The organism is Mesorhizobium sp. ANAO-SY3R2, from assembly GCF_042466635.1.
Classification (GTDB): Bacteria; Pseudomonadota; Alphaproteobacteria; order Rhizobiales; family Rhizobiaceae; genus Aminobacter.
In genome coordinates this window covers 1,515,910-1,530,535 of the sequence record NZ_CP159955.1, presented here as the reverse complement: position 1 = coordinate 1,530,535, position 14,626 = coordinate 1,515,910, and the positions used below count along the sequence as shown (strand labels likewise).

The 14,626-nt window shown below is 60.4% G+C and carries 12 protein-coding genes, 1 tRNA gene and 4 pseudogenes; 11 read left to right on the top strand and 6 right to left on the bottom strand.

Features of this window, described 5'->3' with window-relative positions; all coding sequences use genetic code 11:
• Positions 1–341 precede the first annotated feature (341 nt).
• Positions 342–1,412 carry a GGDEF domain-containing protein gene (locus ABSY17_RS12145; RefSeq protein WP_378950726.1) on the top strand — a complete coding sequence of 357 codons (1,071 nt, stop codon included), beginning with the start codon at positions 342–344 and terminating at the stop codon, positions 1,410–1,412.
• Positions 1,413–1,640: 228 nt separating this feature from the next.
• Here the strand turns inward: ABSY17_RS12145 and ABSY17_RS12140 are convergent, their stop codons facing one another.
• The 4 genes from ABSY17_RS12140 to rpiA all read right to left on the bottom strand — a co-directional run bounded on the left by ABSY17_RS12140 (position 1,641) and on the right by rpiA (position 6,078).
• A complete protein-coding gene (locus tag ABSY17_RS12140; RefSeq protein ID WP_378950723.1) occupies positions 1,641–3,014 on the bottom strand; it encodes a class II 3-deoxy-7-phosphoheptulonate synthase in 1,374 nt (457 codons plus the stop codon).
• A gap of 193 nt (positions 3,015–3,207) precedes the next feature.
• The gene (gene gor, locus ABSY17_RS12135; RefSeq protein WP_378950721.1) at positions 3,208–4,602 is read right to left on the bottom strand and encodes a glutathione-disulfide reductase; all 1,395 of its coding nucleotides are present in this window, start codon (positions 4,600–4,602) and stop codon (positions 3,208–3,210) included.
• 204 nt (positions 4,603–4,806) lie between these two features.
• Positions 4,807–5,361, bottom strand: coding sequence for a DUF2059 domain-containing protein (locus tag ABSY17_RS12130; RefSeq protein WP_378950718.1), 555 nt, complete (start codon positions 5,359–5,361; stop codon positions 4,807–4,809).
• 18 nt (positions 5,362–5,379) lie between these two features.
• On the bottom strand, positions 5,380–6,078 hold the full coding sequence (gene rpiA, locus ABSY17_RS12125; RefSeq protein ID WP_378950715.1) for a ribose-5-phosphate isomerase RpiA: 699 nt from the start codon (positions 6,076–6,078) through the stop codon (positions 5,380–5,382).
• Between the two features lie 145 nt (positions 6,079–6,223).
• On the opposite strand from rpiA, the gene ABSY17_RS12120 reads away from it, so the two are divergent.
• From ABSY17_RS12120 to ABSY17_RS12095, 6 genes and pseudogenes are all read left to right on the top strand, one after another.
• A complete protein-coding gene (locus tag ABSY17_RS12120; RefSeq protein WP_378950712.1) occupies positions 6,224–6,907 on the top strand; it encodes a phosphoglycolate phosphatase in 684 nt (227 codons plus the stop codon).
• Between the two features lie 67 nt (positions 6,908–6,974).
• Positions 6,975–7,049, top strand: a tRNA-Val gene (locus tag ABSY17_RS12115).
• 42 nt (positions 7,050–7,091) lie between these two features.
• Positions 7,092–7,238: a DUF2171 domain-containing protein gene (locus ABSY17_RS12110; protein ID WP_378950710.1), complete on the top strand. Its 147-nt coding sequence runs from the start codon at positions 7,092–7,094 to the stop codon at positions 7,236–7,238.
• Positions 7,239–7,243: 5 nt separating this feature from the next.
• On the top strand, positions 7,244–8,161 hold the full coding sequence (locus ABSY17_RS12105; protein WP_378952628.1) for a helix-turn-helix transcriptional regulator: 918 nt from the start codon (positions 7,244–7,246) through the stop codon (positions 8,159–8,161).
• 235 nt (positions 8,162–8,396) lie between these two features.
• Positions 8,397–9,044, top strand: coding sequence for an outer membrane protein (locus tag ABSY17_RS12100; protein WP_378950707.1), 648 nt, complete (start codon positions 8,397–8,399; stop codon positions 9,042–9,044).
• A gap of 118 nt (positions 9,045–9,162) precedes the next feature.
• Positions 9,163–9,757: pseudogene (locus tag ABSY17_RS12095) on the top strand (SOS response-associated peptidase).
• Positions 9,758–9,978: 221 nt separating this feature from the next.
• On the opposite strand, the pseudogene ABSY17_RS12090 reads toward ABSY17_RS12095, so the two are convergent.
• A pseudogene (locus tag ABSY17_RS12090) lies at positions 9,979–10,086 on the bottom strand (transposase); the annotation flags it as partial.
• Positions 10,087–10,209: 123 nt separating this feature from the next.
• Here ABSY17_RS12090 and ABSY17_RS12085 point away from each other — a divergent pair.
• The 4 genes and pseudogenes from ABSY17_RS12085 (at position 10,210) to ABSY17_RS12070 (ending at position 14,384) form a co-directional block, all read left to right on the top strand.
• Positions 10,210–10,572 carry a hypothetical protein gene (locus ABSY17_RS12085; protein WP_378950704.1) on the top strand — a complete coding sequence of 121 codons (363 nt, stop codon included), beginning with the start codon at positions 10,210–10,212 and terminating at the stop codon, positions 10,570–10,572.
• Positions 10,573–10,985: 413 nt separating this feature from the next.
• Complete coding sequence (locus tag ABSY17_RS12080) at positions 10,986–11,762, top strand: outer membrane protein (protein WP_378950701.1); 777 nt, start codon at positions 10,986–10,988, stop codon at positions 11,760–11,762.
• 709 nt (positions 11,763–12,471) lie between these two features.
• Positions 12,472–12,747, top strand: a pseudogene (locus ABSY17_RS12075) (SOS response-associated peptidase family protein); the annotation flags it as partial.
• A 398-nt stretch (positions 12,748–13,145) separates the two neighbouring features.
• Complete coding sequence (locus ABSY17_RS12070; RefSeq protein ID WP_378950698.1) at positions 13,146–14,384, top strand: acyltransferase family protein; 1,239 nt, start codon at positions 13,146–13,148, stop codon at positions 14,382–14,384.
• Here ABSY17_RS12070 and ABSY17_RS12065 read toward each other — a convergent pair.
• A pseudogene (locus ABSY17_RS12065) lies at positions 14,353–14,484 on the bottom strand (MFS transporter); the annotation flags it as partial. The gene ABSY17_RS12070 and the pseudogene ABSY17_RS12065 sit on opposite strands and share 32 nt — an antisense overlap.
• Positions 14,485–14,626: the final 142 nt, after the last annotated feature.

Genomic DNA, 14,626 nt, shown 5'->3' with positions numbered 1-14,626 from the left:
GGCAGAGCGCCAACCTGCGACGAAGCGTTCAATAAAGTGGAACAATAGCCGCGGGAGCGTTCAATGGTCCTTCGGTTCCAACGACACGCGGTTTCGACTGTACCTGACTGGCATCCCGCCGAAACGATGGCACACCCGCTGGTAGAATATTGCGCGCAAGGTCAGCGTAAATTAAGGAAGCATTAGCCCAGACAAATTAAGTTTAAATACAAATGACGGGTACAGAGGGAACCTGCGCCCCGACGAGTATCCACGCCAGCCATCTGCCCCCCTGATCCGGCCTACCGCCGCACTGTCGCCGGCGCTGAAGCGCCCGGTCGGACAACTGAAACGGGACAAACATGCAATCCGCAGCAGCCCCGACGGATCGAGGCAACGACATTGCGACCACCGTTGTAACGACGATGGGCCAGATGGGCGTCATCGGCCTGCCCCGCAACTACGAGATTTTCTACGAGGCCCTTACCGGCTCGAATCCGGCCCTTAGCCTTGAGGTGATCGCTCTCGGCAACCGTCCGACCCAGGAGCAACTCGACCAGATCGGTCGAAAGTTCTTTGCGCAGAACCACGGCCAGCGAATAGTCGAGCAGGCGCGAGAGGTTCTTGCGCGCGAACTGGAAGGGGTTGCTAGCCTGCTGCGTAGCGAACGTAGCCACATCGAGCGCTATGGCCAGGTGCTGGACGAAACGTCAAGCGGGCTGAGCAACCGGACAGCCATGTCGCAAGAATTGCTGCAAAAGATCGCTGGCGTCATGTCGGTGGCGACTGCCGCAACCATCGATCATGGCAGGCAGTTTGCGAGTACTCTCGGCGACAAGTCTGCCGAACTCGAGACGGTCAAGTCGAAGCTCGAAGAATACAAGAAGCTTGCCGATACCGACCCCCTCACCCACGCTTGGAATCGTCGCGCTTTCGACAATCGAATTGCCGCGATCTACGATGGCAACAAGGGCGTGCTTTTCAGCGCGCTCATCCTGGCCGACATCGACCGCTTCAAGGATATCAACGACCGTTACGGCCACCCCGTCGGCGACAAGATCCTTCAGATCGTTGCCGGCATCTTCCAGACCAGCGTGCACCGCGACATGTTTGTCGCCCGCACGGGCGGTGAAGAATTCGCACTGGTGGTGGAAGGAATGACCGAAGATGCGACCGTGGAGATTGCCGACCGCATCCGCATGCTGGTCGAACAGACCCAACTCAAGGACATCCAGCCGGGCATAGATTGGGGTCAGGTCACCGTTTCGATGGGCGTGTGCATGGCATCGGACGCGGACGGGCCGCAAGATCTCTACGCCAAAGCGGACCGCGCGCTCTATCGTTCCAAGGTGATTGGACGCAATCGCGTCACCCGCTATTCGTCGATTGCCACCCAGCAGGGCAAGAACTGGCTTCTTTACAAAAAGGACTGACGAGAAGCCTCATCTCTCCCGCCATGGCCGACCATTGACCTCGGCACAACTCGGCACAACTCGGCACAACCGGCACTCAGCAAATCTGAGCATTACCCGAAATCCGAGCCGGCCTCGGTCGAAGCGCTGCCAGCAGCGGCTCATGCCAGCGAAATAGACACAACCCCATAACGAAAAAGGCGCCGGTCGAAACCAGCGCCTTTTGTTTGTCTGACGTCGCCCTGCAGATCAGGCGTTCACTGCCTTCTTTTCCGGCGTCGCGGCGCTCTTCCTGAGCCGTTCCGCAACCAGGAAAGCGAGCTCGATCGCCTGGTCGGCATTGAGGCGCGGGTCGCAATGCGTGTGATAGCGGTCCTGCAACTCGTCCGCCGTGATGGCACGGGCGCCGCCGGTGCACTCCGTGACGTTCTTGCCGGTCATCTCGACATGGATGCCGCCAGCATGCGTGCCCTCGGCGCGGTGGACGTCGAAGAAGCTCTGCACTTCGCTGAGGATCCGGTCGAACGGCCGCGTCTTGTAGCCTGCTGCGGTAATCGTGTTGCCATGCATCGGATCGCACGACCAGACGACCTTGCGGCCTTCCTTCTCGACCGCGCGGATCAGCTTCGGCAGATGCTCGCCGACCTTGTCGTGACCGAAACGCGCGATCAGCGTGAGCCGGCCCGCCTCGTTCTCGGGGTTGAGCAGGTCGATCAGCTTCAGCAAGCCATCGGGCGTCAGCGACGGGCCGCACTTGAGGCCGAGCGGGTTCTTCACTCCACGGCAGTACTCGATATGGGCGTGGTCGGGCTGGCGCGTGCGGTCGCCGATCCAGATCATGTGGCCGGACGTCGCATACCAGTCACCGGAGGTCGAGTCGACGCGGGTCAGCGCCTGCTCGTAGCCAAGCAGAAGTGCCTCGTGGCTGGTGTAGAAATCGGTCTCGCGCAGCGCGTAGTTGGTCTCCGAGGTGATGCCGACGGCCCGCATGAAATCCATCGTCTCTGTGATGCGGCCGGCAAGTGCCTCATAGCGTTCGCCGGCCGGGCTGTTCGAAACGAAGCCGAGCATCCACTGGTGAACGTTCTCGAGGCTGGCATAGCCGCCCTGCGCGAAGGCGCGCAGAAGGTTCAGCGTCGCGGCCGACTGGCGATATGCCATCTCCTGGCGCGCCGGATCGGGCACGCGCGACTTCTCATCGAATGCCGGACCGTTGATGATGTCGCCGCGGTAGCTCGGCAGCGTCACGTCGTCCTTGGTCTCGGTATCGGCCGAGCGAGGCTTGGCGAACTGACCGGCAATGCGGCCGACCTTGACCACCGGCTGCGCGCCGGCGAAGGTCAGCACGACCGACATCTGCAGAAATACGCGGAAGAAGTCGCGGATATTGTCGGCGCCATGCTCGGCGAAACTCTCGGCGCAATCGCCGCCCTGCAGGAGGAACGCCTGACCATTGGCAACGGCAGCAAGCTGCTTTTTCAGCTTGCGCGCCTCACCTGCAAAAACCAAGGGAGGAAAGGTTGCGAGACGGGCTTCCGTTTCTGCGAGTGCCGCAGCGTCCGGAAAAGCCGGCACCTGCTGGATCGGCATGCTTCTCCAGGAATTCGGTGACCATTTCGTCATGTTCGCACCCAAAAAAGTTCGCTACGGGCACCTCACCCGCGCCGGCCCCGCAATAGCGGGAACGCGGCTGTTTACACGATGAAGCGCCTCTATTCTACCCCGGAACCTGACGGAAATCGAATGCGACGCCTCTTAGGCAGGCTCCGCAGACGCCTTTCAACTCCCATCCGCCGCGGTGGAGGACAACGCCCGCTCAACTCTCGACGCGGGCGCCGTTCCTTACCAGATAGGAAGGTTTGTACATGGTCACAAGCTCCTCGGCCGCCGAAGGGTGGACCGCCATGGTACGATCGAAATCGTCCTTGGTGAGCCTGGCCTTGAGCGAGATGCCGAGCAGCTGCGCCATCTCGCCGGCATCGGGGCCAAGGATATGGGCGCCGAGCACGACGCGCGTATCGCCATCGACGACCAGCTTCATCAGCATCTTTTCCTGTCGCCCCGAAAGCGTATGCCGCATTGGCCTGAAGCTGGCACGATAGATCTCAAGATGAGCGAAGCGCTTCGAGGCTTCGTCTTCCGAAAGCCCCACCGTGCCGATCTCCGGCTGAGAGAACACGGCAGTGGCGATGCAATCGTGATCAGGCTCGGTCGGGTTGTCCTTGAACGCCGTTTCGATGAAACACATCGCCTCGTGGATGGCGACCGGCGTGAGTTGAACGCGGTTGGTGACATCGCCCACCGCCCAGATGTTGCCGACATTCGTGCGGGAGAAGCGATCGACCGGGATCGCGCCCGACCTGTCCATCTCGACGCCTGCGGCCTCCAGCCCGAGGTTCTCGGTGTTGGGCGTGCGCCCGATGGCGAGCATCACCTGGTCGACGGTCAGGACCTCACCGGTGTTCAGACGCGCGTCTAGTCGCCCATCTGGCCGTTTAACCACCTCTTCGGAGACTGCCGGGCAGACGATGCGAATGCCCTTCTCCACCATGGTCTGGTGAAGCGTGTGCCGCAGATCCATGTCGAAGCGGCTCAAAATCTCCTTGCCGCGATAGACCAGGGTCGTCTCGACGCCCAGGCCGTGGAAGATGTTGGCAAATTCGACGGCGATGTAGCCACCGCCCTCGATCATGATCGCTTTGGGCAATTCGGGAAGATCGAAGACGTCGTCGGAATAGATGCAATGCTCATGGCCCGGCAGTGCCGGATGGATGCTCGGGCGTCCGCCAGTGGCAATCAGGATCTGGTCGGCGGTGACGGTGCGGTTTTCCGCCTCGATCCGGATCGTGTGGCTGTCGACAAGTGTGGCGCGCGAGTGGATCGTCTCGCCGCCCGCACCTTCGAGATTGCGCTTGTAGATCGCCTCGAGCCGCGAAATCTCGCGCTCCTTGTTGGCGACGAGCGTGCTCCAGTCGAATTTGGTTTCGCCCACCGTCCAGCCATAGCCGGCGGCATCCTCGAAATGTTCGGGAAACTGCGAGGCATAGACGTAGAGCTTCTTCGGCACGCAACCGCGGATCACGCAAGTGCCCCCGAAGCGGAACTCTTCGGCCAGCGCGACGCGCTTGCCAAGTGAGGCGGCGATGCGCGCGGCGCGCACACCGCCCGAGCCGCCACCGATAACGAAGAGGTCGTAGTCGTACTGGGCCATGATGTCCTTCCTGCAGTTGGAGCGTCGCTCGCGCTTTGGCACGCAGAGGCCGCTCCGAATCTCTGAAGCCGCACCGCGAAGCCCCGGAGACCGGATCGGCTTCGGGCTATTGGCGCAACGTGCGCAACAGGTAGTGGCAGCCGCATCAAAAGAAAAGCCCGGCAAAGCCGGGCTCGTCGATAAGTGGCTGTCGGTCTGTGCCGATCAGTTCTTCGGTGCGGCAGAGGCTGCGCCATCGCTGGCAGTCGGAGCCTTGGCGCCGGCAACGGCCTTCAGCTTTTCGCCAACCTGCTCGGCCAGATCGCGCGCGATGCCGTTCTGCCAAATCTCGGCAGCCTTCACCAGTTCGCGCGAGGCGATGGGACCGTTCTCGATCAGCTTCTTGCCGGCTTCCGAGCTGTAGAAGGCAGCGATGTCGTTGAGGTCCTTCTCGCTGAAGGCCTTGGCATAGGCGAGCGCGGACTCACGTTCCAGGTCGGCGCGGCGCGAGGCGAGCTCAAGCGTCTTTTCGTCGACCGTCTGAGTGATCAGTTCCTGCATGTCGGGGTTCTGCTGGATCAGCTGCTGCTTCAGCGCCATTGCCGCCTGAGGCAGGATCCCATCGAAGGAATCGGTGGCATGGATCGCCCCGATCGCTGCATGTGCCGCCTTGATGTGGGAATCGCCGATCTCCTGCGCCAGGGCCGAGAAGCTGACGGCCACGAATGCCGAAGCCGCCACCATGACGGAAAAGCGGCGAAGCCCGTTTGTCGAATTCATGATGAATAGAACTCCTGTTTAGCGGATCGGATGGACGGTTCTGACACCGTTGGAGCCGGCAATAACGGCGACGGTGGCCAATCCCAGAAAGAGGCCGTGCTCAACGACGCCGGGAATGGCGTGAAGGGCATCGGAAAGCGCTCTTGTATCCGGAATGCGGCCAAAAGATGCATCAATAATGAAATGTCCACCGTCGGTTACGAAGGTCTCGCCGCCCGCTTTGCGCAGCACGAGCGGCCCCGACAGGCCGAGCTTCTCTGCGGCCATTGCGATGGCGATTTCAGTAGCCTTGAGACCGAACGGATTGACCTCGATCGGCAGCGGGAATCGGCCGAGTGTGTCGACCAGCTTGGTTTCATCGGCAATGACCACCATGCGCGTGGACGCTGCCGCCACGATCTTCTCGCGCAGCAGCGCGCCGCCGCCGCCCTTGACGAGCGTCAGCGCCGGATCGATCTCGTCGGCACCATCGACGGTGAGGTCGAGTTCAGGCGTTTCATTGAGGGTGGAAAGCGGCACGGAGAGTTCGCGGCACAGGGCTGCCGTGCGCTCCGAGGTCGGAACGCCGATGATCTCCATGCCGGCGGCGACCTTCTCGGCCAGAAGCCGGACGAATTCCTCCGCGGTCGAGCCGGTACCGATGCCAAGGCGCATACCGCTCTCGACATAGCCAAGGGCAGCGCGCGCTGCCTCGATCTTCAAAGCCTTGGCATCCATGTTATGTTCGCAAAATCCTCGAATGACAGCCTTGGCTCCTAGCATTTTTGCCGGTTGGGTCAAAGGCTTTATGGGCTACAGCTTGCACCGGGGCCGGCCAAGGGCTATCGCCTGCGGCCATCCGATACCTCAGGAAAGCGTCGCCATGGCCCAGCCGATCATCGTTTTCGACCTCGACGGAACCCTTGTCGACACAGCCCCCGACTTGCTCGACAGCCTCAACCACACGCTGGTCGCCGGCGGTCTCGCCAGGGTTGACGACAAAGCCTTCCGCCGCTTTGTCGGCCAGGGCGGCCGGGTGATGATCGAGCGCGCTTTCGCCGCGCAGCAGAAATCGTTGCACGCCGACGAACACGATCGCCTGCTCGACATCTTCCTTGATCACTACTCGCTCAACATCCCCGGCCGGTCGCAACCCTACCCCGGCGTGGTGGCCGCGATGGACCGGCTCGCCTCGGCAGGCTACCTGCTCGCCGTCTGCACCAACAAATACGAAAAGCTCGCTGTCGACCTGATCGGTGAACTGGGACTTTCCGAGCGCTTTGCTGCCATCACCGGCCCCGAGACGTTCGGCATCCGCAAGCCCGACCCGCGTCATCTGACCGAAACCATCGCCATGGCCGGCGGAGACGTTTCGCGCGCGGTCATGGTTGGCGATTCGGTCACCGACATCGACACGGCCAAAGCCGCCGGAATTCCTGTCGTCGCCGTCGATTTCGGCTACACCGACCGCCATGTCAGCGAATTCGAGCCATCGGCGATCATCTCGCACTATGATGAACTGACGCTTGGCCTCGCTGAAAAGTTGATAAGCGCAGCAAGTCGCTGAAGCCGCCTTGACACGCCTCACGCTGCTCCCCTATATCGCCGCTACGTTCGGCCTTCGGGCCTCGGACGGGCGATTAGCTCAGCGGGAGAGCACACCCTTCACACGGGTGGGGTCATAGGTTCAATCCCTATATCGCCCACCATTTCTTTTCAAAGACTTAGCCAAAATTTGTTACGCTGCCGTAATGGTTCACTTGAACCAGTCGCGCGGCGCTTTCGTGCTTTGTTCTCGCCTCGTTCTAGGGCACCATCACTTCATCCCTCTTAGCCTCGTGGTTGAGATAGAGAATGGCACGGTCCGGCTATCGGCGAATGCAGACGTCGCAGTTTGAAGACGATGCCCAGCGCAAGCACCTTTGAATGCATCGCATCTATTCGGGCCCCTCCAATGGGTGGGGCCCTTTTCATGCCCCAACCGGGGCAAGGATGTGGCTTTCGATGCACCGGCAACGGTGGCGACGATCTCGCGCCTCAACGGCTTGGCGAAGGGCCATCGCCAGGCCCAGGAGTAATCGCGATCGATCCTCAACGTAACAAGTTCGCCATTTCGAACGGAGTCAACAACGGCGACACCATGCTGAGCGGCACCCAGGTCGGCCGCGACTACAGCGTGAGCAAAGGCGAAGCAGCACTGGTCTCGGCTTCGGAGGCGCTGAAAATGACCGGCAGCGACAAGAATATCTGGGCGAATGTGGTGGTACCCCGCGCCGTCCTGGCGGACGCCTTCGCCCATATCGACGATCGGCTGGCGCTGTCCATCGGGGCCGACAATGAGGCCCTTGATATGCTCAAGCGCTATTGCAGATTTCTGGATACCGGCCCCGCCATAGCCTCGCCCGATCTCATCACCCATGTCACCGAAACGATCGTCGACCTGATCGGCCTGGCGACCGGCGCGAAAGGCGAGGCCGCCGAACTGGCGGGCTTGCGTAGCCTGCGTGCGGCAAGGCTCCAGGCCATCCTGAACAAGATACGGGACAGTTTTGCCGATCCCTCCGTCTCGGCCCAGGGCGTTGCCCAGCAACTGCGGCTCTCCGTGCGCTATGTCCATGATCTCTTGCAGGAAACCGGGATGAGCTTTGCCGAGCGCATTCTCGAACTGCGCCTGCAAAAGGCCCACCGGATGCTTTCCGACAGGCGCAATGACCGGATGCTGATCAGCGAGATCGCATTGCTGAGCGGGTTTAGCGACGTGTCTTATTTCAATCGCTGCTTTCGCCGTCGTTTCGGCTCGACGCCGAGCAGCACCAGGTAGTCTCGCGCGACCCAAGGCCGGCCGCTCGCATGTCGCTGCCAACAGGCAGCGGTGCGAACACGCCCTCCGACTGAGGCAGAACAGCCACACTGATCGGGAAAGCGCCGCTGTGCTGTCCATGACAATTCGGGTGCGGTGCAGCCCAAGACGCTGACGACAGACAATGCGACACCTTACGCGACAACACTGCATCACCTATGAGACAGATGCTGCATCTTCGAGGGCACGGCATACAATGAAAACGACTCTTCTCGCTTCGACATTCTTGTTTGCTGTTTCTGGCAGCGCGTTTGCTGCTGACGCAGTCGTCTACCAGGAAGGCGCCGCCGCTTATAACTGGTCTGGCCTCTACGTCGGCGCTGCAATTGGCTACTCTTCTATCCGCACCGAGGACGTTGGAGAGGGTCAACCCAGCATTGCGGACGGCGGTCTTGGGAGCGCAATCTATGCCGGCTACAATTTCCAGTACAGAAATTGGGTCTTCGGTGCCGAAGCTGATTTGAAGTTCAGCAATGCTGAGGTGGAAGACATCGTATACCCGCTTCCGTACATTCGCCCGATCGAAAGTCGGGTCGCCGGATCACTTCGTGGGCGGGTAGGCTATTCGCTTGGCCAGGTCATGCCGTATGCCACGGGCGGCCTGGCCATGGGTAGTTTCCGTGTCGACCATGCTGCCGGCAAGGCTGACGTATTGGCCACGGAAACGATCACCGGATATGTCGTGGGTGGCGGCGTAGAGTGGGCTGCCACGGACAAACTCATTGTGCGCGCCGAGTATCTTTTCTCCGACTACGGAACCGATGATTTTGAATTCTCGTTCGACACTCATGAATTTGATGTCCGAACCCACGATGTCCGCCTCGGCGTCGCCTACATGTTCTGACCGGCATCCTCCCGCCTGACAAAAGCCCCGGCCCACCCGCCGGGGTTCTTGTTTGCATAATTGACGCCGGCCGCAACCCAAGGCAGGCTCGCGCCCCTTCATCCAGTGGACGCGCGCCATGCGCGACCTGACCGGCTTCAACGAGCCGTCACGTGACGTCTATCCGGGCACGCTCGCTCCGATCGTGCGTGTCGGCGAGGACGGTCAGCGCGAGATGGTGGCCGCCACATGGGGCATGCCGTCGCCGCCGGCCTACGTGAAGAACTACGATCCCGGCGTCACGAACATCCGCAACACCTCCTCACCCCACTGGCAGCGCTGGCTCGGGCCGGCGAGCCGCTGTGTGGTGCCGTTCACCGCCTTTGCCGAGCCGGACCCGGCGCGCAAGGTCGATGGTGGACGCTACGCCGAACGCCTGGTTCGCAACAGGCGCCGACCGGCCGCTCGCCTTCTTCGCCGGCATCAGGACGCCATGGAACGGCGTAAAGAAGGTCCGCGACGGCGAGCGTGATTTCGAACTCTACGGCTTCCTGACCACGTCGCCCAACTCTGTCGTGGAACCTATCCGCCAGAAGGCTATGCCGGTGATCCTGACCGAGCCTGATGAGGTCAACACTTGGCTGTCCGAGCCATGGGAACAGGCGAAAGCCCTTCAGCGCCCCCTGCCCGATGGCCAACTCACCATTGTCGAAAGGCAGGCCGTAGCTGCATGAGGCTCAACCCGCTGCGCCGTCCGGATTGCTACCCCAACCGCGGCATCGACTGCCAGGAAGCGGCAGACGAAGCGTTTCGGGAAGTCTGGGAGAACATGGCGACAGCAGGCTGGGGCGCCGAGGAAATCGCAGCGACGCTCTACGAGATGTGCGACAGCTTTCCGCTCGGCAGCGGGCATCACTACCTCTTTCCCAAGAGGTCCTTCAGCGCGACATTGTCGAGCATCGCGTACGCCGTGCTTCCGGCAGAGCTCCAAGACAGGAACGCCCGCCTCCAGCTCCTTCAGGATCGCGATGATCTGCTCCTCGCTGAACCGGCTACGCTTCATGTTCTGATCCTTTCAAGTCGGCCAGAACGAACTTCAAGCTGGATTAGGTCACGGGGGCGGCCCCACAATCACGACGTTCCCACCGTCGCCAAAGAAGAAGTTATCGTTGTTGGAGCGGTGGAAGTGATCATTGTGAACGCGGTGGAAGTGGTCCTTGTGGAAGTGACTGACATGATCAAAGCGATGACCGTGGAAGCCATTATGGAAGCCACGCATGCCGTGGAAGCCATTATGGAAGCCCATGCCGTGGAAGCCGTGGCCACCCATGCCATGGAAGCCACCCCCACGCCGAAACATGAAGCCGCCGTGACCGCCGCCGCCCATGCCGCCATGACCGCCGCCCATGCCGCCGCGGACGAGTTGCACGCCGCCAAGATCACCATTCCATGCACTTCCAACCGTTGGGGCAATGTCGGAGATGGGACCAGGAATGCTGCCGGCAAAAGCAGGCGCCCCACAGAACGCTCCAATGCTCAGCAACCCTGAGCAGGCGAGTACGGGAAGATAGCGTCCCATTTGTCTTCTCCAAGGAAAATGCCCGTGGAGACTCAAAGCCTGCGACGATCGTAGGGGATGGGCCTCTATCGGACCTCCTAAACAAACGCTTCGGAAACTTGAAAGCTTCCCCGCTCTCATCGCGTCGTAAGGTTGCTGTCGCTTATGGGTTCCCTGCCAAGGAGAGCCGCCAGCACCGCCGCCAGGACAAGGACCCCGGCCTAGCGCCGGCCTTGTCTGTTTGATCGAGACTCGAAGCCCCTACCTTTCGGCAGCGGGCTGACGCGCGCCCCAAAATCAGCGGCTTAGAATATGTGGTCAATCCGCAACGGAAGATCACGAAGCACGCCGTGCCATACAATGACAACTGTCTATGTCTGCCCCGATTGATTGAGGGGTTTTGCATGAAAACGATTCTTCTCGCGTCGACATTCTTGTTTGCTGTTGCCGGCACGCCATATGCTGCGGATGCAAGCGGCAAGTTGCCAGTTGCGTCAACCTACAATTGGTCTGGCTTCTATATCGGTGCGAACGTCGGGGCCGTCTTCGATGGACCAAACCAATCTTTTTATCAAAGCAATGCCGCACCCTTTAGTGCCACGCAATTTGCTCCGGTGGCCTTTGATCGCGGCACCCCCTCTGACGCGGTCGGAGGGGCTCACGTTGGTTACAATTGGCAAGTCGCTCCGAATTGGGTTTTAGGCATCGAGGGCGACTACAACCATTCTGGAATGGCTAAGGCTGCGTCGAGGCAACTCGACAGTTCACCCCCGGGAATTGCCGGAAGCAATTTCGTAACAATGGCCGATAGACTGCGCTGGCTCGCAAGCATTCGTGGCCGTGTGGCCTACGCGACCGACAATTGGCTATTCTACGGAACTGGCGGTATCGCCATCGCCGAGCAAAGGTTCCAGGGCGGCATTGTCAATGGCCTCGTCAGTGTGCCTGTGACATCCATTCAATCGGAATTCTCCAGTGGCTCCACCGGTTGGGTCGCCGGTGCCGGTATCGAGTGGCGCCATGGAGGAATAACTGGCTGCTTCGAGTCGAGTATCTCTTCTATGGGTTGCCCGGCAAAACAAGCACGGCGCCGTGCACGAGTTGTACCCCTGGTAGTTTCGACTACCCAGGCGTGTTTACCTGGAACGCTAACCATTTCGAAACTGCGCGTGTTGGTCTGAGCTACAAATTCTGACCTACGCCGGATCCGCTATGCTCCAGCCCCGGCCTAGCGCCGGGGTTTTTGTTCGCGCCTGAAACGCAAAGAGCACCCCGCCACCTTTCGGCAGCGGGGCGAATGATTGCTTGAATGCGAAGCGCCGAACTTATCCGATACGGCTACGTGCAAGAGCCATAGTGGGAGCCGCAGTGAGAATACTGGCCGCCCCCAAAGACACCGTGCATGCTACCTCTGCTGTTGCCGTGGGAGTGGTGATGACCACCGCTGCCGTGGGAACCGCTGCCGTGGGAGCCGCTGCCGTGACCACCACTGCGAACCAGTTGCACGCTGCCGCCAAGATCACCATTCCAAGCACTTCCGACCGCTGGGGCAATGTCGGAAACGGGGCTAGGAATGCTGCCGGCAAAAGCAGGTGCACCGTAGAGCGCACCAGTGCTCAGCAACGCCGAGCATGCGAGTATGGAGAGAATGCGTCTCATTTGTCTACTCCAAGGGAGGGGATGTCCGTGGCGCGCCCTACGATCATCGGAGGAGTTAGGCCACTATCGGACGACGTTTTGTAAACGTTCGGCAGCGACGATGCTTCCCCCGCTCAACGTTTAGTGATGAGACGTGAAGTCCCTGTCCTGTGCGGGCTTCCTTCGACGCGGACCAGGGCGATCATCCAGATGCGCAACTCAGGCTAGCCCCGGCTCTCCAGCCACTGGCGGCGCGCCCTCGCCTTCTTCGTCGGGCTCTGGACTCCATGGAAGGGCATCAAGAAGGTCCGCGACGGCGAGCGCGATTTCGAGCTTTTCGGCTTCCTGACTACGTCGCCCAACCAAGTGGTGGAACCGATCCACCAGAAGGCCATGCCAGTCATCCTCACCGAGCCCGAGGAAGTCGACACATGGCTGTCGGCGCCTTGGGACGAGGCCAAGGCACTGCAGCGGCCCCTGCCCGACAACCGGCTCACCATCGTCGAGAGGCAGCCAACCGCAGCATGAAGCTCAGGCAGCCGCGCTATCCAGATTGCTACCCACACTAGAACATCGGCCCAGGATGCAGCAGACGAGTGGGAGAACCGCGGAGATCAGGGAGGCGAAGCGCCAGCAAGCATTGAACGAAGGGCTGCGTAAACTATCCCAACATCTCAAGCGCCCGGGTGGTACGACCTGGAACACAGTCACCGCCGTTCGGTCTGTGGTCTAAGCGTTGCGAACTCAGCAACAACGTAAAGCGCTGGATCGTGACTGGGCACGATGCCACCCATAGCCGCTGATTGTTTTTTCAAGTAACAGCGGGGCAAGGTACTTCTCTGACGGAGGACTTCCATCGGCGCGCCGGCCGCGTTCGACGAACGACTGCGGCAACGCAAGAGAAGTAGAAATTTCGGAATTTCCCAATGCAGTTCTCAAAGATCGGTGGAACAAATCGCCTGTTCGAACTCGAGTGCTTGCGGGGATTCGCTGCGGCATACGTCGTGGCATTCCATGTGCTGCGCCCAGAACTGCAGACCTACTCATATCTGCTCTCGGTTCCGCTTCGCTTCGGTCAAGAAGCCGTGATCGTATTTTTCGTGCTGTCCGGGTTCGTAATCCGCTACTCTTGGGTCACAGCGACTGAGCGGAATTGGCAGAAGTACGTGATTGCCAGGGTAGTTCGTATCCTGCCAATATTTATCGCAGCACTAGTCGTCTCATATTTTTGCGCGGTATCGCTTCGGGGCGATCTTATTGACCCAGATCTGCGGGCTCTGGCTGGCAATCTGGCCATGCTACAGGACCGCCCCCGAGTGGGCACAATCGTTGAACCCTACCTGGGGAACGCAGCACTTTGGTCGTTGTCCTATGAGTGCGCCTTTTACGCTCTTTACATTGTGGTCATTCAATTCGTGCCAAGGCAGCTGCGGACGCCCACAGTGGCGGTCGTCTCCACGGCAGCGTTCTTGCTGATGCTGGCTTATCCGAACCAGTTTGCACGATTCTTCGCCTATTTCCCGATCTGGTGGGTCGGCGTCGTGCTTTGCGATGTTCATCTCGGACGTACGGGGCATCGGGAAATCGCATTTGCGATAGCGCCTGTTGCACTTATGGGGGCGATCCTTTTGGCACTGACGCTTAGGGCGGAGATTACGCTTGAGGTTGGCGCCTCGGTCCTGTTTCCGTTTCTGGAGCTGCGTCATTTCACGGCGGCACTTGCGGTGACGGCTCTTCTCCTGGGTTGGGGGCGTTTAGGCTGGAGTAATTTTGCATCTCTGCTTGGCCCATTCGCGAAGTTGGCTCCCGTTTCTTATGCAATTTATGTAGTTCACTTTCCGATCATGACTGGTTGGCGTGAGAGCCTCCCTGTTCCTTTCTGGCTTGGTGTATTGCTTACAGGGACACTTACACTCGGCTTGTCGATCGTCCTGGAAGGTCCGTATCAGAAGTGGGTTGGGCGACATGTTCGACGGTTCTTCACCGGGCCCTTGCCTACAACGGGTGGAAGCTCCGGTGGCCAAACCTCCGGGAATTGCGCACGACCATTGTTCATCCTTGGAACGGTCGTCCTGTTAGGGCTTTGGTTGAATCCCACTACAATCAGGTCCGCACGACCGACGGATATGCATTCGCTGCAGCGAGGCTACGAGGGACCGAAGTGAAGCTGGTGTCGGCGGCGCGTTCCACCTCGTTCACGACCGCCATGAAATAGGACGAGTGCGTCGACACATCCATCTGAGACAGGGCCACTCGTACAAGCTGCGCGGCGGTAGGCACCTTGGGACGAGGCGAAAACCCTTTGACGCCCCTGCCCGACGACCGGCTCACCATTGTCGAAAGGCAAGCCGCCGACGCATGAAGCTTTGCCCGCCGCGCTATCAAGGCGAGCGAGACACCTAGGCCT